A 24,219-nucleotide genomic window follows, 5' to 3' on the forward strand; every position below is an offset into this window, starting at 1 on the left:
CCCTGCACCACACGCTGGAAGTCCTCCAGCTGCGCGGTGAAGGCTGTTCGTCGTGCCCTCGGTGTACGCGATCTGGATCAGCTTCAACAAGTGGGCCGGTGCCGGTCCCATGGAGTTCGTCGGCCTCGGCAACTACGTGCGGCTGTTCAACGACAAGCTCTTCCTGCGCTCGTTCGGCAACACGCTGCTCCTGCTGTTCGTCGTCGGACTCGCAATCTTCGTGATCGCCTTCGCGCTCACCCTCGTGCTTCGCGACATGGCGGGCAAGAAGATCGCGCGCTCGGTGATCTTCTTCCCCCATCTGGTCAACGCGATGATCTTCGGCGTCCTCGCCGGGTTCATCTTCAACCCGGGCGGCCTGGTCAACACGCTGCTCGGCGCCTTCGGCGTCACCGATCCGCCCGCCTGGCTCTCGCAGGACAACCTGTTCCCGCTGATCATGGTCATGATGACGTGGATCACCACGGGATACTTCACGACGATCCTGATGGCGGGCGTCGACCGCATCCCGCCGTACTACTACGAGGACTGCGCCCTCGCCGGGGCGAACGCCTGGCAGCGTCTGCGCCACGTCATCCTGCCGCTGACCTGGGACGTGTTCGGCACGTGCGCCGTGCTGTGGACGATCTCGTCGGTCAAGATCTTCGAGATCATCTGGATCTTCGGCGGCTCGACCGGGGCGGGCATGCCGCCGACGCAGACCTGGACCACGGCGGTGTACACCTACGTCACCGCCTTCTCCGGCGAATCCGTGCCCGCGTACGGCGCGGCATCCGCCTCGGCCGTGCTGTCGCTCGCCCTCGTGTCTGTGCTCGTGCTGCTGCTGCGTCGCGTGATGAAGCGCGAAGCGATCGAATTCTAGGAGACATCGTGACTGCGACACTCACCGAAGACACCACCCGCACCATCGTGGTGCCCCCCGAGCACCGACGCCCCCGCCGCCGGAGCGGAGCCGCGATCGGCAACGACCGCAGCGTGATCCGCGCGATCGGCATCGTGCTGCTGTGGGCCTTCGTCGTGCTGAACGTGGCGTGGATGGTGTGGATGGTCATCCAGGCCTTCCGGGACACCCGCTCGATCCTCGCCGATCCCTGGGGACTGCCCACCTCGCTCGACCCGGTGAACTTCGTCACCGCGTGGACGGTCGGGGACTTCGCGACGGCGACGATGAACAGCGTCGTGACCACGCTCGTCTCGTCGTTCCTGACCGTGGCGCTCGCCGCACCCGCGGCGTACCACCTGAGTCGTGTCGAGAACCGGCTCACGAACTCGCTGACGATGTACTTCGTGCTCGGGCTCGGCATCCCCGCCCAGGTGATCGTCATCCCGCTGTTCGTCATGCTGAACGAGGTGTACCTCACCGACAGCCTGATCGGGCTCAACCTCGTGTACATCGGTGTCTCGATGCCGTTCACCGTGTTCCTGCTCACCGCCTTCTTCCGCTCGCTGCCGCTGGAGATGGAGGAGGCCGCGGCGCTGGACGGCACGACCGCCTTCGGCACCTTCTGGCGCATCACGCTGCCGCTGGCGAAGGGAGGCATCCTCACCGCCTTCGTGCTGCAGGTCATCTCGCACTGGAACGAGACCCTCCTCGCTCTGACGCTGCTGCAGTCCACCGAGAAGTACACCCTGCCCGTCGCGCTGATCTCCTTCATCCAGCAGCAGACGTACTCGGGTGCGGACTGGGGCGGCCTGTTCGCCGGACTCTGCATCGTCGTGCTGCCGATGCTGGCCATCTACCTTTGGCTGGGCCGCCGCCTCACGGAGGGACTGACCCTCGGCATGGGCAAGTGATGACGGCCGAGGGGCGCCCGAACCTGCTCGTGGTGATGGCCGACCAGCTCGGCGCGCACGTCATCGACCGCGATGAGGGATGGGTCGACACTCCGCACCTCGACCGGCTGCGCCGATCGGGGGCGGAGTTCACCCGCGCCGCGGTGACCTTCCCGCTGTGCGTGCCGTCACGTGCCTCGCTTCTCACGGGGCGGATGCCGCACGAGCTCGGCGTCGGCGGCAACCGACACGGGGCGGCGGACGCGGAGCCGGGGGCTCGGCCCGACAGCATGGGGCACCTGCTCACCGCGGCCGGCTACGACTGCGCCTACGCCGGGAAGTGGCACGCGATCTCGCCCAGCGCACCGCCGGATGCCGGATTCGAGGTGCTGCATCCCTTCGGCGATCGCGGTCTCGCCGACGCGGCCGTCGCGTGGCTGCGCGGCCGCGCCGATGCGCAGCGGCCCTTCCTGCTGTTCGCGTCGTTCGATGATCCGCACAGCGTGTGCGAGTACGCGCGGCGGCAGCCGATGCCTTACGGCGACGTCGACCCGGGCGCGGTGCGCGACGCACCGCCGCTGCCGGCGAACTTCGAGCCCGCCCCGTTCGAACCCGAGGCGGTGCGCTTCGAGAAGCACGCCGCCCAGCAGACCTACGGCACCGCCGAGTACACACCCGAGGAGTGGCGACTGTACCGCGCGGCCTACCGGCGGCTCGTCGAACGCACCGACGCGGCGCTCGGCCGCATCCTCGACGCACTCGACGAGACCGGACTGGCGGCGTCGACGCTGATCGTGTTCACCAGCGACCACGGTGACGGCGACGCGGCGCACCGGTGGAACCAGAAGACGGCGCTGTTCGAGGAGTGCGTGCGCGTGCCGCTGATCGTGTCGGGGCCTGGCGTGGTGCCGGGGCCCCGGACCGGGCCGGTATCGGCGGGACTCGACGTGCTGCCCACCCTGCTCGAGGCAGCCGGGGCGCCTGTGCCTGCCGCGCTGCATGGGCGGGCGCTGCCGTACGCCGACCCCGCGGACGCCGGCTCGGCCGACGGCGATTCGATCGACGGCAGCGGGCATCCGCCTTCCGGGCGCATTGTCGGCGTCGAGACCCGGTTCGAGCGCGCAGACCCGCCACTCACCCGCGGCCGCGCGGTCTACCGCGGCCGGTACAAGTACACGGCGTACAGCTGGGGCCGTCATCGCGAGCAGCTGCACGACGTGGTCGCCGACCCGGGGGAACGCCGCAATCTCGCCGTCGAATCGACCTTCGACGCGGTGCGCGAGCAGATGCGGGCGAGCCTGCTGCAGTGGTGCATCGACACCGACGACCAGGAGTTCCTCAAGCTGGTTCCGCTGCCTGCCGCGGCCGAACCGGGCACGCAGGAGCGGATCTTCGCCGTCCCCTATTGAGCCGCTGCATCCCGAGAGGCGCTTGGTGCGCCTGACTCGGGCAAGCCCTTGAACCGACGGCCACTCGGGCGCACAATGGCCCCGTCGACGGATGAGAGGACGAGGCAATGGCGCACGGAGACATCACGCACATCGACATCCCGGTGACCGACATGCGACGCGCGAGCGACTTCTACGGAACCCTGTTCGCCTGGAGCATCGCCGAGATGCCCGGTTTCGAGGGCTACCCGATGTGGCAGGCCCCGAACGGGATCTCCGGCGGCGGTCTGGCGCCGCGCTCGGAGGGCTTCACGCAACCCCGCTCGTACGTCGAGGTCGACTCGATCGACGACACGATCGCCGCGGCGACGCAGGCGGGTGCGACGGTGGCGCTGGACAAGAGCCCGATCACCGACACCAGCTCCTGGGCCGTGATCGTCGACCCCGACGGCAACCACATCGGCCTCTACGAGGGCACGACCTGACCCCTCCGCTACTGCTTCCGGTATGAGTTCGTGCCGCTCCAGCGCGATTGATGCGGCACGAACTCATACCGGAGCGAAAGGCGGTGCGCGGGGGAGGGGCGGTTCGGGGGCGATAGCCTCGGGGGTCATGGGATCAGGGAGGTACAAAGCACGGCGCACCGGGGTCGGGCTCGCCGTCGCGCTCGGGGCGGCGCTGTCGTTCGGCATGTCGGGGGCGTGGGCGCGCGGCCTGATCGACGCGGGATGGACGCCGGGCGCGGCCGTCACCGCCCGCATCTGGGTGGCCGCCCTGGTGCTGCTGGTGCCCGCCGTGCTGGCGCTGCGCGGGCGGTGGGGTCTGCTGCGCCGCAACGCCGGCATGATCGTCGCGTACGGCCTGCTCGCTGTCACCGCCACGCAGCTGTGCTACTTCCAGGCCGTCGCGGTGATGGACGTCGGCATCGCCCTGCTGATCGAGTACACCGCACCGGTCGCGGTGGTGCTCTGGCTGTGGCTGCGCCGCGGAGAGCAGCCCACACGGCGCAGCATTCTGGGCGCGGTCGTCGCCTTCCTCGGCCTGGTGCTGATGCTCGATGTGCTCACCGGGGCGCGGGTGGATGTCGGCGGCATCTTCTGGGCGCTCGCCGCGATGGTCGGGGCGGCGACGTATTTCGTGCTCTCCGCACGCGAAGACACCGGGCTGCCGCCGATCGTGCTCGCCGCCGCCGGTCTGCTGCTCGGCGGCGTCGGGCTGACGCTCGCCGGCATCGTGGGCGTGCTGCCCATGGCGTGGAGCTTCGCCGACGTCGGGTACCGATTCGGCACCCTGCCGTGGTTCGTCCCCGTGCTCGCGATCGGGGTGCTCGCCACCGCCCTCGCGTATGTGCTGGGCATCGCCTCGACGCGCATGCTGGGCTCGCGCCTGGCCTCGTTCATCGCGCTCGCCGAGGTGGTCGCGGCGCTGCTGTTCGGGTGGCTGCTGCTGGGCCAGCTGCCCGCTCCGGTGCAGCTCGTCGGCGGTGTGCTGGTGCTGGCCGGCGTGGTGATCGTCAAGCTCGGCGAGCCCGCCGCCGCGGCTGAGCTCGTGGAGCCGCTTCCCGAATCGGCGCGCTGAGGACAGCACGCCAAGGGTGCTGTTTGTATACGCACGCGGCATCCGTGGCGCCAGAAGCTGGCATCCGGTCGTCGTTGTGTATACGCTGGCGTCATGAGCACTGTCGTCGATCGTCTCCGCGCGAGCGACCGCGCCTACGCCACGCTGCTCGAGGAGATCCAGTCGGGTGCCCTCGCCGCCGGCACCGTGCTCGCCGAGGTCGAGCAGGCCGCGCGACTCGGTGTCAGTCGTACGCCGATGCGCGAGGCGCTTCGCCGCCTCGCCGCCGACGGTCTGGTCGTGCAGCAGTCGCCGCGCGTCACCGTGGTCGCGGGCCTGGACGCCGACGACATCCGCTCCCTGTTCGAGATCCGCCGGGCCCTCGAGGAGACCTCCGCCCGCCTCGCCGCGCAGCGGGGGGATGCCCAGGTCTTCGGCGCCCTGGCGGACGAGTTCAGCCGCGTCGATCTCGCCGAGGTCGAGGGTCGGGATGCCTATTACGCCCTCATCGCGCGTCTCGACGCCGGGCTCGACGCGGCCGTCGCCAACGACTATCTCAGCTCTGCGCTGCGCACCGTCCGCACGCACCTCGTGCGGGTGCGGCGCATGGCCCGCGACAAGCCCGACCGGCTCGCCGCCTCAGCGCGCGAGCATCTGCTGATCGCCCGCGCCCTGGCATCCCGCGACGCCGACCTCGCCGCGCACGCGACCCACATCCACCTCCACAACGCTCTCGAGAGCATCCTGCAGTCCCTCAGGGAAGGAACCCCATGACCGTCAACCACCACGTCCGCGTCTACCGCTCCGAAGAGGAGCTGCCCCGCGACGAGCAGCTTGCGTGGAAGATCGCCCAGGTCGCCGTCGACCCCGTCGAGGTCGAGCCAGAGGTCGTCGACATGATCATCAACCGCGTGATCGACAATGCGGCCGTCGCCGCGGCATCCCTCACCCGCGCCCCGATCAACGCGGCGCGCGCGCAGGCGTTCAGCCACCCGGTCTCGACCGGCGGCAAGGGCGCCACCGTCTTCGGATGCCCGCTCGACCAGCGCACCAGCCCCGAGTGGGCGGCGTGGGCGAACGGCGTCGCCGTGCGCGAGCTCGACTACCACGACACCTTCCTCGCAGCCGAGTATTCGCACCCCGGCGACAACATCCCGCCGATCGTCGCCGTCGCGCAGCACGTCGGATCCGACGGGCACGCCCTGGTGCGTGCGCTCGCCACCGGCTACGAGATCCAGGTCGACCTGGTGAAGGCGATCTCGCTGCACAAGCACAAGATCGACCACGTCGCGCACCTCGGGCCGTCGGCCGCCGCCGGCATCGGCACGCTGCTCGGGCTCGACGCCGAGACGATCTACCAGGCCATCGGCCAGGCGCTGCACACCACCACCGCCACCCGCCAGAGCCGCAAGGGCGAGATCTCGACCTGGAAGGCGCACGCGCCGGCCTTCGCCGGGAAGATGGCCGTCGAGGCGGTCGACCGGGCGATGCGCGGTCAGACGTCTCCGTCTCCCATCTACGAAGGCGAGGACGGGGTGATCGCCTGGATGCTCGACGGCAAGGACGCCTCCTACGAGGTGCCGCTGCCCGCGCCCGGTGAGCCCAAGCGCGCGATCCTCGACACGTACACCAAGGAGCACTCGGCCGAGTACCAGGCCCAGGCGATCATCGACCTCGCCCGCCGCCTCGGCACCGACAACCCCGCGCTGCGCGACCCCGCCAACATCGCGTCGATCGTGCTCCACACCAGCCACCACACCCACAACGTGATCGGCTCGGGTGCGGGCGACCCGCAGAAGTACGACCCCACCGCATCGCGCGAGACGCTCGATCACTCCGTGCCGTACATCTTCGCCGTCGCCCTGCAGGACGGCACCTGGCATCACGTCGACTCGTATGCCCCCGAGCGCGCGCAACGCCCCGACAGCGTTGAGCTGTGGCACAAGATCACCACGGTCGAGGATCCCGAGTGGACCCGCCGCTACCACTCCACCGACATCACCGAGAAGGCGTTCGGCGGTCGCGTCGAGATCACCCTGACCGACGGAAGCACCGTCGTCGACGAGATCGCCGTCGCCGACGCGCACCCGCTCGGTGCTCGTCCGTTCGCCCGGGAGAACTACATCCGCAAGTTCCGCGTCCTCGCGCAGCCCGTGCTCGACGCGGCCGAGATCGAGCGGTTCCTCGAGCTCGTGCAGCGCCTTCCCGAGCTCACCGCAGACGAGGTGCAGGAGCTCTCGATCGTCGCGAAGAAGGGCGTCCTGGCATCCGCCGACGCCCCGAAGGGGCTGTTCTGACCGTTCTGACCCGCTTTCGAATCGCTCAACTGGCCGGCGTTCAGCTGGTTCGGGTGCCAGTTGAGCGATTCGAAAGCTGAAGGAGGACCCTGATGCTGTACGCCACCACCCCCGCGCACGAGAAGCGCCGCGCGTTCCGGGAGCGGCTCGCCGGCGGTGAGCTGCTGCGCTTCCCCGGCGCGTTCAATCCGCTCAGCGCCCGCCTCATCGAGCAGAAGGGCTTCGAGGGCGTCTACATCTCCGGCGCGGTGCTGTCGGCCGATCTCGGGCTGCCCGACATCGGTCTGACGACGCTCACCGAGGTCGCCGGTCGCGGGCAGCAGATCGCGCGCATGACCGAGCTGCCCGCCATCATCGATGCCGATACCGGATTCGGCGAGCCGATGAACGTCGCCCGCACGATCCAGACCCTCGAAGACGCCGGCCTCGCCGGCGCCCACATCGAAGACCAGATCAACCCGAAGCGCTGCGGTCACCTCGACGGCAAGGCGGTGGTCGACGCGGATACGGCGATCAAACGCATCCGGTCCGCGGTCGACGCGCGTCGTGACGAGAACTTCCTCATCATGGCGCGCACCGATATCGCCGCCGTCGACGGGCTGCAGGCGGCGAAGGACCGCGCCAAGGCGCTGGTGGATGCCGGTGCCGACGCGATCTTCCCCGAGGCGATGCGGTCGCTGGACGAGTTCGCCGCGATCCGGGATGCCGTGGACGTGCCGATCCTCGCCAACATGACCGAGTTCGGCAAGTCCGACCTCTTCTCGGTGGATCAGCTGCGCGATGTGGGCGTGAACATCGTGATCTGGCCGGTGTCGCTGCTGCGCATCGCCATGGGCGCCGCGGGCCGCGCGCTCGACACGCTGAACGACGAGGGGCACCTGACCTCGAAGCTGGGCGAGATGCAGCACCGCGCCGATCTCTATGATCTGATCGACTACGAGTCGTACAACCACTTCGACTCGGGAGTCTTCAACTTCACCATCGAGCGAGGAGTGACCGAATGAGCGAATCCGAGATCAGGAAGGGCCTCGCGGGCGTGGTCGCCGATGTGACGGCGATCAGCAAGGTCAACCCCGAGACCAACAGCCTGCTCTATCGCGGGTACCCCGTGCAGGAGCTCGCGGCGACGCAGCCGTTCGAGGCCGTCGCGTACCTGCTGTGGCACGGTGAGCTGCCGACCGCAGCGCAGCTGGCCGAGTTCCGCACCACCGAGCGCAGGCACCGCGCTCTGACCCCCGAGGTGAAGGCCGCTGTCGACGCGCTGCCGCTCGACTCGCACCCGATGGACGAGGTGCGCACGGCCGTCAGCGTGATCGGCGCGTTCGAGACCGCGGGCACCGGCAGCGTGCTCGACGCGGTCGGCACACCCGAGCAGAACCTGCAGCGCAGCCTGCAGCTGTTCGCGGTGCTGCCGGCCGTCGTCTCGTACGGTCAGCGCCGACGCCGCGGGCAGGAGCTGATCGAGTCGCGCGACGACCTCGACTACGCCGCGAACTTCCTGTGGCTGACCTTCGGCGAAGAGCCCCACCAGGCGGTCGTCGACGCGTTCAACCGCTCGATGATCCTGTACGCCGAGCACTCGTTCAACGCCTCCACGTTCACCGCCCGGGTGATCACCTCGACGCTCAGCGACCTGTACTCGGCGGTCGTGGGCGCGATCGGCGCGCTCAAGGGACCGCTGCACGGCGGTGCCAACGAGGCCGTCATGCACATCTTCGACGAGATCGGCTCGGCCGACCGTGTCGAGGAATGGCTCGACGCCGCGCTCACCGAGAAGCGCAAGATCATGGGCTTCGGGCACCGGGTCTACAAGCGCGGCGACTCGCGCGTGCCCACGATGAAGGCCGCGCTCGACACCCTCGTCGAGCACTACGACAGGCCCGACGTCGCCGAGCTGTACGAGAAGCTCGAGACCGAGTTCGTCGAGCGCAAGGGCATCTACCCGAACCTCGACTACCCCTCCGGTCCGGCGTACAACCTGATCGGGTACGACACGCTGACGTTCACGCCACTGTTCATCGCCGCGCGGATCGTGGGCTGGACCGCCCACATTCTCGAGCAGCAGGCCTCGAACGCCCTGATCCGCCCGCTGTCGGCGTACAACGGTGTCGACGAGCGGCACATCGAGCAGTACGAGCCCGACACCGCCGCGATCGAGGTGCAGGAGCGTCCGGAGGAAGCCGCCGGCTGACGGCATCCGTCCTGCCGTTTCTCACGCGTGAGCGCCGGTCTCAGACCTGGTCGCGCCAGGAGTGCTCAGGCTCGAAGCCGAGCACGTCCCTGGCGTGGTCGATCGAGAGCAGCGTCTCGTTCGGCGCCACGTCGCGGGTCACCGGCACATCGGGGAAGACCTCGGCGATCAGCTCGGCGTTGGGCCGCGACATGACGGTGTCGGCAGCGGCGATGATGAAGCGGTCGAACCCGGGCTTCGCCACCTGCAGTGCGCGCTCGACAGCCTGGGCGCCGTCGCGCGCGTCGATGTAGCCCCACAGGTTCCACTTGCGCGTCATGGCGTCGTCGTCGAAGGAGGGGAACTCGGCGTAGTCCTCGGGCACCATCACGTTCGAGAACCGCAGCGCCGTGACCGACAGGTCGGGATGCCACCGCACCAGCTCGCGCGCCAGCTGCTCTTCCAGGGTCTTCACCAGGGAGTACACCGATTCCGGGCGCGCGGGATACTCCTCGTCGACGGGGATGTACGGCGGCGGCACGTCGAACGGCAGCCCCAGCACCGTCTCGCTGGAGGCGTACACGATGCGCCGGATGCCCAGTCGCACGGCTGCCCAGAAGACGTTGAACGTCGCCGGCATGTTGTTGTGGAAGGTGGCCACGTCGCTGCGGACGCCCGGCGCGGGAATCGCGCCGAGGTGCACGACCGCGTCGATGCCGTCATGGCGGTCGCCCACCGCGGTGAGCGCGTCCACGACCTGACCGTAGTCGGTGAGGTCGACCTGCACGAAGTCGTCGGCGCGGGTGCCGACGACGTCCATTCCGATGACGTCCCAGCCGTTCGCGCGCAGTTCGCGAGCGACGACGGTGCCGAGTTTGCCGGATGCTCCGGTCAGGGCGATGCGCATGGTCGCTGTCCTTCCGTCGGGTTCTGTCCTGCAACGCTATACGCGCGAAACCGACCGGTCTCGCGCGGCGCGCCTCGGCCTATTGCCGGTCGCGCGGGTGGGTGCCGGTGCGCTCGCCGCTCTCCATGCCGGCGATGACCGCCATGTCGTCGTCGTCGAGCGCGACGTCGTCGAGGTCGAGGTTCTGACGCAGGCGCTCGGGATGCGTCGACTTGACGACGGCGGCTCCGCCGAGCTGCAGATGCCAGCGCAGCACCACCTGCGCGACCGTGACGGAGTGCTTCGCCGCGACGGCGAGAAGGGTCGGGTCATCGAGCAGGCGGCCGCGGCCGAGCGGGCTCCACGCCTGCGTCACGATGCCGAGCCGGGCGTGCAGGGCACGCAGCTCGTGCTGGGGCAGCCACGGGTGCGACTCGACCTGGTTCAGCGCGGGCGCGACGCCGGTCTCGTCGACGAGGCGGTGCAGATCGTCCGGTTCGAAGTTGGCGACGCCGATCGTGCGCACGCGTCCCTCCTGCTGCAGCTCGATGAGCCCGCGCCACACGTCGACGAAGACGCCTCGCGATGAGCGCGGCCAGTGGATCATGTAGAGATCGAGCGGACCCACGCCCAGCTCGCGTTCGGAATCCGCGAAGTCGGCGATGGCCTGCTCGCGGCTCTGCACCGGATCGCCCCAGAACTTCGAGGCCACCATCAGATCGTCGCGTCGCCCCGACGATCGGATCGCCTCGCCGAGCTCGCGCTCGTTGCCGTAGAACCGCGCTCCGTCGACCAGCCGGTAGCCCGCGTCGATGCCGGCGAGGGTGACCTCGGCGGTCTGCTCGATCGGCACCTTGTACAGCCCGAACCCGAGGGCGGGAAGCCGACTGCCGTCGTTGAGGGCGAGCGTTCCTGGCATGCCCACATCCTCACACGGCGGCGACGCCCGGGGCGCCGATGTCCCGGGGGCGACGCCCGGCGGGTCGGCCGAGCGGCGCCCGGGGTGACGCGTGCGGTGCACCGCGGCCGTGCACCGATCCTGTGCAACGTTGTAACCTGGGGCTGAGCGGCATCACCCCGATGCCAGGCGACACGCGGGAGGATGCCGATGGCTGTCACGCTGCACGACGTGGCGAGGCTGGCGGGGGTCTCGATCAAGACCGTGTCGAACGTCATCAACGACTACGAGCACATCCGCCCGGCCACGCGCGCGAAGGTGGAGAAGGCGATCGGCGAGCTCGGGTACACGCCCAATCTCACCGCACGGAACCTGCGGTCGGGGCGCACGGGCGCGATCGCTCTCGCCCTGCCCGACCTGAGCCTGGCGTACTTCGCCGAGCTGGCCGCGCAGGTCATCCACGAGGCCGAAGCCGCCGGCGTCGTCGTTCTCGTCGAGCAAACCGGCGCAGATCGCGAGCGCGAGCTCGACCTGCTGCGCAGCTCGCGACTCAAGCTCACCGACGGGCTGATCTTCAGCCCACTCGGCATGGGGCCCGATGACGTGGCCGCTCTGGACGTGCCCTATCCGCTCGTGCTGCTCGGCGAGCGCATCTTCGACGGCCCGACTGACCACGTGACCATGCGCAACGTCGACGCGGCGCGCGCGGCCACTGAGCACCTGATCGCACAGGGGCGACGCCGCATCGCCGTCGTCGGCGCCCACGAGGGCGAGATCGTCGGATCCGCGGCGCTGCGCCTGCAGGGGTACCGCGAGGCGCTGGACGCGGCCGGCATCGAGTACGACGACTCCATCGTCGGATACACGACGCTGTGGCATCGGGCGAACGGCGCCGATTCGATGCGCGACATCCTCGCCAGGGGAGCGGAATTCGATGCCGTCTTCGGGTTGAACGACACCCTCGCGCTGGGCGCCATGCGGGTACTGCAGGAGGCGGGTCTGCGGGTGCCGCACGACGTCTCGGTGATCGGCTTCGACGGTCTCGACGAGGCGGCGTACTCGATCCCGTCGCTCACGACGGTCGATCCCGGCCGCGGCTGGATCGCGAAGACGGCCGTCTCGACGCTGCTGGCCCGCATCGGCGGCAAGGCGGATGCTGCGCCGCAGACCCTCTTCGCCGACTACCGCATCCTCGAACGCGAGTCGTCCGCTTCCAGTTGACAGCGGCGGCCGGTGGGGTCACAATGTTTCTACAACGTTTACTACAACGTTGTAAATTCTGTGAGGATCGCTGGGCGGCATGGCGCTGGGCGATGACATCGAAGTCAGCTCTGAGAGGAAGACCCGCACAATGAAGTCACGGATCCTGGCCATCGCCGGCGTGATCACGCTCGCCGGCATCACCGCAACCGGCTGCTCCGCATCCGGAGCGGCGAGCGACGACGGCACGCTCACCTTCATGTTCCGAGGCAGCGACGCCGAGAAGGCCGCCTACACCAAGGCGATCGAGGAGTTCGAGAAGGCCAACGACGTCGACGTGAAGATCATCATGACCACGGCCGACGAGTACAGCACCAAGCTCAAGGCGGCCATCGCCGGCAAGAAGGTCCCCGACGTCTTCTACGTCGACCCTGGCAGCGTGCAGGCGTACGTGCGCTCCGGGATCATCAAGGACATCACCGCCGCCGTCGAGAAGGAGGTCGACCTCGACAACGTGTGGGCGTACGGGGTCGACAGCTACCGCTTCGACGGCGCGCTCATGGGCAAGGGCGACATCTACGCCATGCCGAAGGACGTCGGGCCGTTCTCGTTCGGCTACAACAAGACAATGTTCGAAGAGGCCGGCATCCCGCTGCCCGACGTCGATCAGCCCTACACCTGGGCGGAGTTCATCGATGTCGCCAAGAAGCTGACGAAGGACAACGACGGCGACGGCAAGCTCGACCAGTGGGGCACCGGGCTGAACGTGCAGTGGAACCTGCAGTCGTTCGTGTGGTCGAACGGCGGGGACTGGCTCAACGACGACCGCACCCGGGTGACTGTCGACAGCCCCGAGTTCGTCGAGGCGCTGCAGTTCTTCGCCGACATGAGCACGAAGGACGCCGTCACCCCCTCGAGCTCCGACTCGCAGACGCTCGACACCTATCAGCGCTGGATGCAGGGCGAGATCGGCTTCTTCCCGGTCGGCCCGTGGGATGTGCCCACGTACCAGAAGCTCGACTTCGAGTGGGACCTCATCCCGTACCCGGTCGGCAAGACCGGTGAGACGGCCACCTGGACCGGAACCCTCGGCATCGCCGTCAGCGAGAGCACGAAGAACGCCGACCTCGCCACGAAGCTCGCGATCTACCTCTCGACGAACGAGACCGCGCAGCAGTCGCTCGTCGACGACGGCGTGCAGATCCCGAACCTCATCGACATGGCCGACACGTGGGTCGCCGACTCCACCACGCCGCCGGCGAACAAGCAGGAGTTCCTCGACATCGTGCAGGACTACGGCCGCGCACTGCCCGCCAACACCACCTACAGCGCCGAGTGGTACGACGAGCTGTGGAAGAACATCCAGCCCGTGCTCGACGGCAAGCAGAGCGCGAAGGACTACCTCGATGAGGTGCAGCCGCGCATGCAGGAGCTGCTCGACAAGGCCAACGCCGACGCCGGCATCGGCTGATCGTCCGCCGGGGGCGCACGCGCGCCCCCGGCACCCGCATCCGGTACCCGAAAGGAGGTGAGCCGTGATGGGCTCTCCGACCACCATCCGACGTTCCCGACTCCACCGCCGAGAGCACCTCGCCGCAGCCGCCTTCATCGCGGCTCCGGTCATCGGCTTCCTCATCTTCATCGGCTATCCCATGCTGTACGCGGTGTACGCCTCGTTCACCAAGTGGAACGGCCTGAGCGAGCCGACGTTCAACGGTCTCGACAACTACGTCGAGATGATCGGCGACCCGTACTTCTGGAAGGCGATGGGCAACACCGTCTTCATGATGATCGGCATTCCCATCGGCCTGATCATCTCGCTCCTGCTTGCCCTCGCGCTGAACCGGCGCATGCGCGGCACGACGTTCTTCCGCACCGTCTACTACGTGCCGGTCATCTCGTCGCTCGCGGCCGTGGCGATCCTGTGGCAGTGGGCCTACAACGGCGACTTCGGCCTCATCAACCAGGTGCTCGCGATGCTCGGCATCGACGGCCCGAACTGGCTGCAGGACGCGTCCACCGCGAAGCCCGCGATCATCATCATGGCGGTGTGGAAGGGCGTCGGCTTCTCGATGCTGCTGTATCTGGCCGCCCTGCAGTCGGTGCCGAGGCACCTGTACGAGGCGGCGGCGATCGACGGTGCGAACGCCCTGCAGCAGTTCCGCCACATCACGATTCCCATGCTGCGGCCGGTCACCTTCTTCCTCGTCGTGACGAGCATCATCGGCGGCGCGCAGATCTTCATCGAGATCAACATCATGACCCCCACCGGGGGGCCCGAGTTCTCGACGGCGTCCATCGTCTGGTACATCTGGCAGAAAGCCTTCAACTACCTCCAGATGGGCTACGCCACCTCGATGTCCGTGGTTCTCGGGCTGCTGGTCTTCGTCATCACCGCGATCCAGTTCCGGATGAACCGACGCTCCCAGTTCTCGATCGAGTGAGGCAGCCATGACTTTCACGACCTCGACCTCGCCGTCGCCCGCCCCCGCGACCGCCGTGGCAGTGCTCCCTCAGGACCCCGGCGGCCGCCGCCGTCGACGCGCCCCGATCGGCGATTCGTCGACCACGGTCGGCATGCGCTCGCGCTCCTACCGCTCGATGAACGTCATCGTCACGATCGTGCTCGCGGTCGGCGGGATCATCATGATCGCGCCGCTGCTGTGGACCTTCACGACGTCGCTGAAGACCCGTGAGGCGGTGTTCGCGCTGCCGCCGCAGTGGATCCCCGACCCCGTGCAGTGGGAGAACTATCTGCGCGTGTGGTCGGCGGGTCCGCTGGCCAGCGGCATCTGGAACAGCATCGTCGTCTCGGTGAGCGTGACGGTGGTGGGCACCGCGACCAGCGCACTCGCCGCCTTCGCGTTCGCGAAGATGCGGCTGCCCTTCAAGAACGTCGTCTTCCTCACCCTGCTCGTGGCGATCATGATCCCGTTCCCGACGATCATGATCCCGCAGTTCAAGATGTTCGGCGATCTGGGCATGGTCGACACCCTGTGGCCGCTCATCCTGCCCGGCCTGTTCGGCAACATCGTGATGATCTTCTTCCTGCGTCAGTTCCTGGACTCGGTGCCCGACTCGATCATCGAGGCCGCCAAACTCGACGGCGCCGGGTATCTGCGCATCTTCTGGACGCTGATCTTCCCCGCCATCCGCCCCGCGGTGGCTGCGCAGTTCATCCTGTGGTTCATGGCGGTGTGGAACGACTACCTGGCACCGATCATCTACCTGAACTCGCCGGAGAGGCAGACGCTGCAGCTCGTGATCGCGAGCTTCAATGCCACCTACGCGAGCCAGACGGACTACCCGCTGATCATGGCAGCATCGTTCATCGCGCTCATCCCCGTGCTCGTGGTGTTCGTGATCTTCCAGCGGCAGATCATCGAATCCGTCGCGCTGACCGGGGCCAAGGGCTGAGCATGATCGACACCGCAGACACCGCAGACACCGCAGACACCGCAGACACCGCAGACACCGCAGACACCGCGACCTGGGGTGCGCGCAACGCGCACGACCCGACCGTCGTGCGCGGCGACGACGGCCTCTGGTACATGTTCTCGACCGACGCCGCGTCGGGGCTCGACCGGGTGCCGGCCGGCGTGCACGTGCGCACCTCGCCGGATCTGGTCACGTGGACCTACCGCGGCACCGCGCTGGAGGGGGTGCCGGCTCCCGCCGGCTCGTGGTCGGGGGCGGTGGGCCTGTGGGCGCCGGAGGTGGTGCGCTGGCCGACCGCCGATGCCGATGCCGAGGGCGACGTACCGCGGGAGACGCGGTGGCACATGTACTACTCCGCGTCGACGTTCGGCTCGCGCACCTCGGCGATCGGACTGGCCACGGCGGCCGAGCCCGTCGGTCCCTGGCGCGACGAGGGCATCGTGATCGCGACGGACCACGCGCGCGACACGATCAACGCGATCGACGCGGCAGTCGGGTACGACCGCGACGGCACACCGTGGATGCTGTACGGATCGTTCTTCGGCGGCATCCACGCGGTAGAGCTCGCGCTCGAGACCGGCCGGCGCCGACGTGACGAACCGGGCACGCTGATCGCCCGACGACCCGCCGGCGTCGACGGCGCGATCGAGGGCGCCTACGTCGTGCAGCGCGACGGTCGCCACGTGCTCTTCGTGTCGTACGACTCGCTGGTCGACACGTACAGCGTGCGGGTGGGCATCTCGGACTCGATCACGGGGCCGTACCTCGACCACCAGGGGCGCGACCTCACCTCGCCGACCGACGAGCACGCCGTCTCGACCGGCACCAAGGTGCTCGGCGGTCTTCGCTTTCCCGGCGGCGCGGGGCTGATCGCTCCGGGGCACAACTCGATCTTCCACGACGGCACCGACACCTTCATGGTGCACCACGTGCGCTTCGCGGACGCCCCGACCGAGCACGAGGCGCAGATCCGTCGCGTGCACTGGACCGCCACGGGCTGGCCCGTCGTGTCGCCGCACCCGTACGCGGGCGACGGCACCGAGCGCCTCGCCGCTGCCGAGCCCGTCGCAGGGGACTGGGATGCCGTGCGCTTCGCGCCGGAGACCGCCGGCGTCGTCGACGCCGAGCGCGTGCGCATCGAGTCGGATCTGATGAGCGCAGGCGAGCCGGTCACGACCCATCTGACAGTGATCCCGGACGCGTCGTCCGGCTCGGCCGGATCGGGAGCCGCCGCCGGGCTGGATGCCGTGGTCTTCGGCGCATGGGATCCCGTCGCGGGATGCCCGGTGCTCGCGTTCAGCGGCATCGATGCCGACGGGGTGGTCTGGAGTGGCTCGAAGACGGTGCGCTCATGAGCGCCGAGACGTACGCCGCTGCAGGGTGGACGGGCCGGGTCATGCAGATGCTCGACGCCGTGTGGACCCTGGTGCTCGTCAACCTGCTGTTCATCGGCGGCGTGCTCGCGGGCGGCGTGGTGGCCGGGCTCATGCCGGCCGGGGTCGCCGCGGCATCCGTCCTGCTTCCCGGCGGGCGCCCCGCCGATGACGGCATCGTGCGCGCGTTCGTGCGGCACTACCGTGCCGCGTTCCGCCGGGCGAACCTCACCGGCATCCCGTTCCTGATCGCGGGTCTGCTGCTGGCTGCGGATGCGGCGGCGCTGGCCCGGCTCGCCGGACCGGCCGCCGCGGTGCTCTCCGGCCTCACGGCGATCGTCGCTCTCATCGTCGTGGTGACCCTCGCGGTCACGCTGACCCTGCTCGCCCGGCACGGCGACCGGCCCTCCGCGGTGCTGCGCGTCGCCGTCGCCGTCGCGCTCTCCGCCCCCGCGACGGGCCTGGGCGTGCTCATCGCTCTGCTCGCCATGGCCGTCATCGCCGGGGTGTTCCCCGTGACGATCCCGCTGGTCGGTATCTCCGTTCCTCTCGCTGTCGCCGTGCGCCTGATCGACCGCCGTCTCGCCCGGCTTCCGATCGGCCCCGCGCAGCCGACCCTCGACTCCGCCACCCCCAACCCAGACAAGGACATCCTGTGACCAAGGCACGCATCTCCATCGACCGGACCGCGGTCGTCGCTCCGATCGATCGGCGCATCTTCGGCTCGTTCGTCGAGCACCTCGGCCGCTGCGTCTACGACGGCATCTACGAGCCCGGCCACCCCACCGCGAACGAGGACGGCTTCCGTCTCGACGTCGTCGACCTGGTGCGCGAGCTCGGCTCGACCACCATCCGCTACCCCGGCGGCAACTTCGTCTCCGGCTTCCGGTGGGAGGACTCGGTCGGACCGCGCGACAAGCGCCCGGTGCGTCGTGATCTCGCCTGGCACTCGCTCGAGACCAACCAGGTCGGCGTCGACGAGTTCTCGCGCTGGCTCAAGCTCACCGGCTCCGAGCTGATGATGGCCGTCAACCTGGGCACGCGCGGCATCGAGGCGGCGCTCGACCTGCTGGAGTACTGCAACCACCCGTCGGGCACGGCACTCAGCGATCAGCGCATCGCCAACGGCACCGTCGAACCGCACGACATCCGCATGTGGTGCCTGGGCAACGAGATGGACGGCCCCTGGCAGACCGGTTACATGACGGCCGACGACTACGGCAAGATCGCGGCCCGCACCGCCCAGGCGATGAAGGCGGCCGACCGCACGCTCGAGCTGGTGGTGTGCGGGTCATCGGGTTCCGGCATGCCGACCTTCGGCGACTGGGAGCGCACGGTGCTCGAGCACACCTACGAGCACGTCGACTTCATCTCGTGCCACGCGTACTACCAGGAGCGCGGCGGTGACCTCGCCTCGTACCTCGCGTCGTCCATCGACATGCAGTACTTCATCGAGACGGTCGTCGCCACCGCCGATCACGTGGGGCACAAGCTGAAGTCGAGCAAGAAGATCAAGCTCTCGTTCGACGAGTGGAACATCTGGTACCTCGATGAGCACCGGGAGTCGGACGAGGTGAACGACGAGTGGCGCTACGCGCCGCGCCAGCTGGAGGACGTCTACTCGGTGGCGGATGCCGTGGTGCTCGGCAACCTGCTGATCACGCTGCTGAAGAACCACGACCGCGTCGCGTCGGCCTCGCTCGCGCAGCTCGTGAACGTGATCGCCCCGATCATGACCGAGCCGGGCGGCGACGCGTGGCGGCAGACCACCTTCTTCCCCTTCTCGATCACGTCGCGTCTGGCGAAGGGCGAGGTGATCGCGCCTCGCATCGAGGTCGGGACCTACGACACCGCCGTCTACGGTCAGGCGCCCCTGGTCGACTCGGTGGTCACCGTCGATGAGGGCTCCGCGGCCGTGTTCCTCGTCAACCGCAGCCAGACCGAGTCGATCGAGGTGAGCATCGCCGTGGACGGGCTGGGCATCACGACCATCGACGAGGCCGTGACGCTGTGGGACGACGACGTGTACGCGAAGAACACGCTCGCCGAGCAGGACCGGGTCGGGCTGAAGGCCCTCGAGGGCGCGGTGATCCGCGACGGCGTGCTCACCGTCACCCTGCCGCCGGTCTCGTGGTCGGCGCTGTCGCTGTCGTGACCCGGAACCTGCGCCCGGTCGGCGCCGCCGCTGCTCTGATCGCAGCGGCGGCGCTCGCCGGGTGCGCGCCGGCGAGCGCCGTCGCACCCGTGCTGACCGGCGACGTGTTCGTGCACGACCCGGCCTACGTGCAGGTCGGCGACGATCGCTTCGTCTACTCGACGGGCAACGGTCAGATCGCCGACGGGAACATCCAGATCCGCCGTTCCGACGACGGCGTCGACTGGGAGTATGCGGGCGAGGTGTGGGACGAGAAGCCGGCGTGGCTCGACGACGCGGTGCCCGGTGTCGACAACCTCTGGGCGCCCGAGCTCTACCAGCACGACGGCACCTGGTACCTCTACTACTCGGTGTCGACGTTCGGCAGCGGCGACTCGGTCATCGCCCTGGCGACGAACACGACCCTCGACCCCGACGATCCCGACTTCGAGTGGGTCGACCGCGGTGAGGTCATCGCGTCGGAGGGAACCGACTTCAACGCGATCGACGCCGGCATCGTCGAAGACGCGGACGGCACACCGTGGATGTCGTTCGGGTCGTTCTCATCGGGCATCCGGATGGTCGAACTCGAGTGGCCCAGCGGCCTGCGCGCGGACTCCGCCGCGCCGCTTCGCCTCGCCGATCGCGGTCTCGTCGAGAACGCGATCGAGGCGCCGTACATCGTCGCGCGCGACGGCTGGTTCTACCTGTTCGTCTCGCGCGGATTCTGCTGCCGGGGAGTGGACAGCACGTACGAGATCGTCGTCGGGCGGTCGAAGGACGTCGCCGGCCCCTACCTGGATGCCGACGGGACCTCGCTGCTCGACGACGGCGGCACGGTCGTGCTCTCCGGCGACGGCGCCGATCGCATCGGGCCGGGCGGACAGTCGGTGTTCGGCGACACGCTGGCGTTCCACTACTACGACGGTGCGGCCGACGGCGTCCCCACGCTCGGCCTGCTGCCCCTGCAGTGGCAGGACGGCTGGCCGAGGGCGAGCTGGTGAGCGGGCGGGCATCCGGGCGTCACGCCGCGGCCGGCCCGATGCCGCCACCGTGGGATCATGACGGCATGAGCACCGAGCGCAATTGGGCAGGGAACGTCGTCTACGGGGCGGCTGGGCTCGTTCATCCCGGATCGATCGACGAGGTGCGCACGGCGCTCGCCTCGAGCGAGCGGGTGCGGATGCTGGGCACCAGGCACTCGTTCAACGACATCGCCGACACCGATGGAGTGCTCATCGCGCTCGATCGGATGCCGCGTGTCGTCGAGGTCAGCGACGCGCGCGACGCTGTGCGCGTCAGCGGCGCACTGCGTTACGGCGACGTCGCGCCTCAGCTCGAGGCCTCCGGTCTCGCGCTCGCCAACCTCGCCTCGCTGCCGCACATCTCGATCGCCGGCGCTGTGGCCACCGGCACGCACGGATCGGGCGACCGCTCCGGTTCGCTCGCGACCGCGGTGCGGGCGCTCACGATCGTGAGCGCCGACGGCGAGGTGCACGGACTGCGCCGCGGTGACCCCGACTTCGACGGCGCTGTCGTCTCGCTCGGTGCGCTCGGCGCCGTGATCGACCTCACGCTCGACGTGGAGCCCACGTACGCCGTCGCGCAGCACGTCTACGAGGGGCCGAACTGGGACGCGATCCTCGCCGACCTCGACGCGGTCACGGGCGCCGGCACCAGCGTGAGCATCTTCTCGACCTGGCAGCGCACCGACGCCGCCGATCAGCTGTGGGTGAAGCAGCGTCAGCCCGACGACCGCGTCGACCAGCGCACGGACGTCGCCGCATCGCTCGGGGCGGTGCCCGCCGCGGGCAAGCGTCACCCGATCCTCGGCGCCGATCCGCAGGCGTGCAGCGAGCAGGGCGGTGTGGCGGGGGAGTGGTTCGAGCGGCTGCCGCACTTCCGGCTCGCGTTCACTCCGTCAGCCGGCGTCGAGCTGCAGAGCGAGTACCTCGTGCCGCGTCGCGATGCGATCGATGCGATCGAGGCGGTTCGCGGGCTGGCGTCGCGCATCGCGCCGCTGCTGCTCGTGAACGAGATCCGCACGGTGCGAGCCGACGAGTTGTGGTTGAGCTCGTCGTTCGAGACGGATGCCGTCGGCATCCACTTCACGTGGCGACCCGACGAGTCCGCGGTGCGGGCGCTGCTGCCGGAGATCGAGGCCGCTCTGCCGCGTTCGGCGCGACCGCACTGGGGCAAGATCTCGACCCTGGATGCCGCTGAGGTGCGCGCGCGCTTCCCGCGCTGGGCCGACTTCGCGGCGCTCGCCGCGTCGTACGACCCGGAGCGACGACTCGTGAACCGGCGCCTGGAGCTGCTCGGCCTCTGAGCTGCCCGCGGCGGTTGGGCCCGCGCTGTTCGCCGGCCTCTGCCGGCCGCGATCCGTTGCGATGACGATGCTGTGCTCGGTAACATCACGAGAGGCAAGCCGACGGAGGAGACGCATGGCCAACGTCGGCTCCGACAAACCGAACATCAGGCAGGTCGCGTCGATAGCCGGCGTCTCGCACATGACCGTGTCTCGGGTGCTCAACGACTACCCGAACATCAGACCCGAGACCCGTCGCCGGGTTCTCGAGGCGATCGAAGAGCTCGACTACCGGCCGAACCTGGTCGCTCGTGCGCTGGCGACGCAGCGCAGCCAGCGCATCGGGGTTATCGTCGAGAGCCCGGTGGCGCACGGTCCGACCAGCATCCTGCGTGCGGTCGAGCTCGCGGCGCGCGAGGCCGGTTACTCGGTCACACCCATCGCCTTGTACGAGGGCGACACGATGACCCCCCATGACGCGGTCGACAGCCTCACCACGCAGGGCGTCGATGCGATCTGCGTCGTCGCGCCGCGGTCGTCGTCGGTGGCGGCGCTGCGCCGCGTGACGATGAGCGTGCCGCTGCTGGTGGTCAAGGCCGACCCCGATCCGACCTTCCTCACCGTCTCCATCGACCAGCACGCGGGTGCGACCCTCGTGGTCGACCACCTCGTCTCCCTCGGCCACCGCGACATCCTGCACATCTCCGGCCCGCTCGACTGGCTGGACGCCAGGGCGCGGGAGCGGGCGTTCCACACCAGGGCGAAGTCGTGGGGCATCCGGGAGCGGCCGATCGTGGTCGGCGACTGGAGCGCCGATTTCGCTTACGACTTCGCGATGGGACTGCAGCGACTTCCTGAGGCGACCGCCATCTTCGCGGCCAACGACGACACCGCGATCGGCCTCATCCACGGGCTGCACGAGCGGGGCTTCGACGTGCCGGGCGAGATCAGCGTCGTCGGATTCGACGACGTGCCGCTCTCGCGGCACTTCCTCCCCCCGCTCACGACCGTGCGACAGGATTTCCACGCACTGGGCGGGGCCGTCGTCGAGATGCTGCGTGCGGCGATCGAGCAGCGCGAGCTGCCGTCGTTCACGCGCATCCCGACCGAGCTCGTGGTGCGAGATTCGACCGCCAAGCCGCGGGAGTCACGATGAGCGGCGCGGCCGCCGCTCCCGTGATCGAGCTGCGGGGGATCACGGTCGAGCTGCCGGGCGTGCGGGCACTGGATGCTCTGGACTTCCGCCTCTTCCCCGGCGAGGTGCATGCGGTGATGGGCGAGAATGGCGCAGGCAAGTCGACGCTCATCGGCGTGATCACCGGAACCCGCCGTCCGACGTCGGGAACGGTGCTCGTGGACGGCGAGGAGCGCTCGTTCGGCGGTGTCGGCGACAGCAGGGCGGCCGGGATCGCGACGGTGTTCCAGGACATGCAGCTGAGTCCCAACCTCACGGTCACCGAGGCGGTGATGCTCGGGCGCGAACGTCGCGGGCGCTGGGGTATCGACTGGCGACGCAACAGAGCCGATGCCGCGCAGGCGCTTGCTCGGCTCGGCGTCGACGACCTCGACCCGCGCACACCGCTCGCGTTCCTCTCGCCCGCCCAGAAGCAGCTCGTCGCCCTCGCGCGCTCCGTGGTCGACGAGCCGCGAGTGCTGGTGCTCGACGAGCCGACCTCCAGCCTCGATCGCGGCGAGGTTGCCGCGCTGATGCGGGTGATTCGCGGACTGCGCGACCGCGGTGTCGCCATCCTGTTCGTGTCGCACTTCCTCGAGCAGGCCTTCGCCATCAGCGACCGCATGAGCGTGCTGCGCGGCGGCCGCAAGGTGGCCGAGACGCTCACGCGGCAGCTCGAGCGGGCCGAGGTCATCTCGCAGATGCTCGGCAAGGACATCGAGGGGCTGCGGGCGCTGGGGTCCGAACGCAAGGCGCATCACTACGTGTCGGAGGGAGAGCCGGCGTTTCGCGCCGACGCTCTGGGGCGCAGAGGCGAGCTTCGCCCGACGGACATCGAGGTGCATCGAGGCGAGATCGTGGGGTTCGCCGGACTTCGCGGTGCCGGACGCACCGAGCTCGGTGCGCTCATGGCGGGCGCGCTGCGCTCGGACTCGGGTGAGCTGTGGGTCGACGGCGAGCGGGTGCGGCTGCACAGCCCCTCGGCGGCCCTGCGCCGCCGTGTCGCGGCCTCGAGCGAGAACCGGCGCACCGACGGCATCGTCGCCGGGCTCACCGCACGCGAGAACATCCTGCTCTCGCTGCAGGCGCTGCGCGGGTGGACGCGCCCCATCCCGCAGGCCGAGCAGCGGGTGCTGCTGGACATCTACGTCGAGGTGCTGAATCTGCGTGCGGCCGATCTCGCCCGCCCGGTCGAGCAGCTGTCCGGCGGGACGCAGCAGAAGGTGCTGCTCGCCAGGGCGCTGGCTGTTCGTCCGCACGTGCTCATCCTCGACGAGCCCACGCGCGGCATCGACATCGCCGCGAAACTCCAGATCCAGCGCAGCATCAGCGCTCTGGCCGGGCAGGGTGTCGCCGTGATCTTCATCTCGTCCGAGCTGCAGGAGGTCGTGCGGCTCAGCGACAGGATCGTCGTGCTGAAGGACCGCGAGAAGATCGGCGAGCTCAGCAACGGGCCCGGGGTCACCGTCGACACGATCGTGGAGATGATCGCCGCGGAATCCGCCGGCGACGCCGACTGAGCCGCCGCGGCTCGCGCAGACGCGCGCCTCACGATGGCGCACACGCGCGGCGTCGAGAGTCCGTCGTCGAGTCGCGAACGTTATGCAACACGCTTGTGCCGCC

The 24,219-nt window shown here is 69.2% G+C and carries 22 protein-coding genes; 20 read left to right on the plus strand and 2 right to left on the minus strand.

What is annotated here, in order from left to right:
• The first annotated feature begins 52 nt into the window (after positions 1–52).
• From AB0O65_RS09880 to AB0O65_RS09920, 9 genes are all read left to right on the plus strand, one after another.
• Complete coding sequence (locus tag AB0O65_RS09880) at positions 53–862, plus strand: sugar ABC transporter permease (protein WP_363384610.1); 810 nt, start codon at positions 53–55, stop codon at positions 860–862.
• 8 nt (positions 863–870) lie between these two features.
• Positions 871–1,794, plus strand: coding sequence for a carbohydrate ABC transporter permease (locus AB0O65_RS09885; protein WP_363384613.1), 924 nt, complete (start codon positions 871–873; stop codon positions 1,792–1,794).
• On the plus strand, positions 1,794–3,182 hold the full coding sequence (locus AB0O65_RS09890) for a sulfatase-like hydrolase/transferase (protein ID WP_363384616.1): 1,389 nt from the start codon (positions 1,794–1,796) through the stop codon (positions 3,180–3,182). The genes AB0O65_RS09885 and AB0O65_RS09890 overlap by 1 nt, the downstream gene beginning before the upstream one ends.
• 107 nt (positions 3,183–3,289) lie before the next feature.
• A complete protein-coding gene (locus AB0O65_RS09895; protein WP_363384619.1) occupies positions 3,290–3,646 on the plus strand; it encodes a VOC family protein in 357 nt (118 codons plus the stop codon).
• 127 nt (positions 3,647–3,773) lie between these two features.
• Positions 3,774–4,739 carry an EamA family transporter gene (locus AB0O65_RS09900; protein ID WP_363384622.1) on the plus strand — a complete coding sequence of 322 codons (966 nt, stop codon included), beginning with the start codon at positions 3,774–3,776 and terminating at the stop codon, positions 4,737–4,739.
• Between the two features lie 93 nt (positions 4,740–4,832).
• The gene (locus AB0O65_RS09905; RefSeq protein ID WP_191712583.1) at positions 4,833–5,492 is read left to right on the plus strand and encodes a GntR family transcriptional regulator; all 660 of its coding nucleotides are present in this window, start codon (positions 4,833–4,835) and stop codon (positions 5,490–5,492) included.
• Positions 5,489–7,015 (plus strand): MmgE/PrpD family protein, encoded by a 1,527-nt coding sequence (locus AB0O65_RS09910; protein WP_363384626.1) that lies wholly within the window; start codon positions 5,489–5,491, stop codon positions 7,013–7,015. Before AB0O65_RS09905 ends, AB0O65_RS09910 begins: the two co-directional genes overlap by 4 nt.
• Before the next feature lie 92 nt (positions 7,016–7,107).
• On the plus strand, positions 7,108–8,019 hold the full coding sequence (gene prpB, locus AB0O65_RS09915; RefSeq protein ID WP_363384629.1) for a methylisocitrate lyase: 912 nt from the start codon (positions 7,108–7,110) through the stop codon (positions 8,017–8,019).
• Positions 8,016–9,206: a bifunctional 2-methylcitrate synthase/citrate synthase gene (locus tag AB0O65_RS09920; protein WP_363384632.1), complete on the plus strand. Its 1,191-nt coding sequence runs from the start codon at positions 8,016–8,018 to the stop codon at positions 9,204–9,206. Before prpB ends, AB0O65_RS09920 begins: the two co-directional genes overlap by 4 nt.
• Positions 9,207–9,246: 40 nt before the next feature.
• Here AB0O65_RS09920 and AB0O65_RS09925 read toward each other — a convergent pair whose 3' ends face one another.
• Complete coding sequence (locus tag AB0O65_RS09925) at positions 9,247–10,092, minus strand: NAD(P)-dependent oxidoreductase (protein WP_363384635.1); 846 nt, start codon at positions 10,090–10,092, stop codon at positions 9,247–9,249.
• 79 nt (positions 10,093–10,171) lie between these two features.
• Positions 10,172–10,990, minus strand: coding sequence for an aldo/keto reductase (locus tag AB0O65_RS09930; protein WP_313479609.1), 819 nt, complete (start codon positions 10,988–10,990; stop codon positions 10,172–10,174).
• Positions 10,991–11,179: 189 nt separating this feature from the next.
• Here AB0O65_RS09930 and AB0O65_RS09935 point away from each other — a divergent pair, with 189 nt between their 5' ends.
• The 11 genes from AB0O65_RS09935 (at position 11,180) to AB0O65_RS09985 (ending at position 24,116) form a co-directional block, all read left to right on the plus strand.
• Entirely contained in the window at positions 11,180–12,190 is a 1,011-nt protein-coding gene (locus AB0O65_RS09935) for a LacI family DNA-binding transcriptional regulator (protein ID WP_071642180.1), read from the plus strand.
• 130 nt (positions 12,191–12,320) lie between these two features.
• Complete coding sequence (locus tag AB0O65_RS09940) at positions 12,321–13,640, plus strand: sugar ABC transporter substrate-binding protein (RefSeq protein WP_313356757.1); 1,320 nt, start codon at positions 12,321–12,323, stop codon at positions 13,638–13,640.
• Between the two features lie 67 nt (positions 13,641–13,707).
• The gene (locus tag AB0O65_RS09945) at positions 13,708–14,613 is read left to right on the plus strand and encodes a sugar ABC transporter permease (RefSeq protein ID WP_313479613.1); all 906 of its coding nucleotides are present in this window, start codon (positions 13,708–13,710) and stop codon (positions 14,611–14,613) included.
• Between the two features lie 7 nt (positions 14,614–14,620).
• Positions 14,621–15,586 (plus strand): carbohydrate ABC transporter permease, encoded by a 966-nt coding sequence (locus AB0O65_RS09950; RefSeq protein ID WP_363384640.1) that lies wholly within the window; start codon positions 14,621–14,623, stop codon positions 15,584–15,586.
• Positions 15,587–15,588: 2 nt separating this feature from the next.
• Entirely contained in the window at positions 15,589–16,962 is a 1,374-nt protein-coding gene (locus tag AB0O65_RS09955) for an arabinan endo-1,5-alpha-L-arabinosidase (RefSeq protein ID WP_363384643.1), read from the plus strand.
• Positions 16,959–17,639 (plus strand): DUF624 domain-containing protein, encoded by a 681-nt coding sequence (locus AB0O65_RS09960; protein ID WP_071644661.1) that lies wholly within the window; start codon positions 16,959–16,961, stop codon positions 17,637–17,639. The genes AB0O65_RS09955 and AB0O65_RS09960 overlap by 4 nt, the downstream gene beginning before the upstream one ends.
• Complete coding sequence (locus AB0O65_RS09965) at positions 17,636–19,135, plus strand: alpha-N-arabinofuranosidase (protein ID WP_071644660.1); 1,500 nt, start codon at positions 17,636–17,638, stop codon at positions 19,133–19,135. The genes AB0O65_RS09960 and AB0O65_RS09965 overlap by 4 nt, the downstream gene beginning before the upstream one ends.
• The gene (locus AB0O65_RS09970; protein WP_313355941.1) at positions 19,132–20,118 is read left to right on the plus strand and encodes an arabinan endo-1,5-alpha-L-arabinosidase; all 987 of its coding nucleotides are present in this window, start codon (positions 19,132–19,134) and stop codon (positions 20,116–20,118) included. The genes AB0O65_RS09965 and AB0O65_RS09970 overlap by 4 nt, the downstream gene beginning before the upstream one ends.
• 65 nt (positions 20,119–20,183) lie before the next feature.
• Positions 20,184–21,443: an FAD-binding protein gene (locus AB0O65_RS09975; protein ID WP_363384648.1), complete on the plus strand. Its 1,260-nt coding sequence runs from the start codon at positions 20,184–20,186 to the stop codon at positions 21,441–21,443.
• A gap of 115 nt (positions 21,444–21,558) precedes the next feature.
• Positions 21,559–22,578 carry a LacI family DNA-binding transcriptional regulator gene (locus AB0O65_RS09980; RefSeq protein WP_071644658.1) on the plus strand — a complete coding sequence of 340 codons (1,020 nt, stop codon included), beginning with the start codon at positions 21,559–21,561 and terminating at the stop codon, positions 22,576–22,578.
• Complete coding sequence (locus AB0O65_RS09985; RefSeq protein WP_071644657.1) at positions 22,575–24,116, plus strand: sugar ABC transporter ATP-binding protein; 1,542 nt, start codon at positions 22,575–22,577, stop codon at positions 24,114–24,116. Before AB0O65_RS09980 ends, AB0O65_RS09985 begins: the two co-directional genes overlap by 4 nt.
• Positions 24,117–24,219: the final 103 nt, after the last annotated feature.

Origin of the sequence: Microbacterium sp. NPDC077391, from assembly GCF_040686955.1 — a bacterium.
GTDB classification, from domain to species: domain Bacteria; phylum Actinomycetota; class Actinomycetes; order Actinomycetales; family Microbacteriaceae; genus Microbacterium; species Microbacterium commune.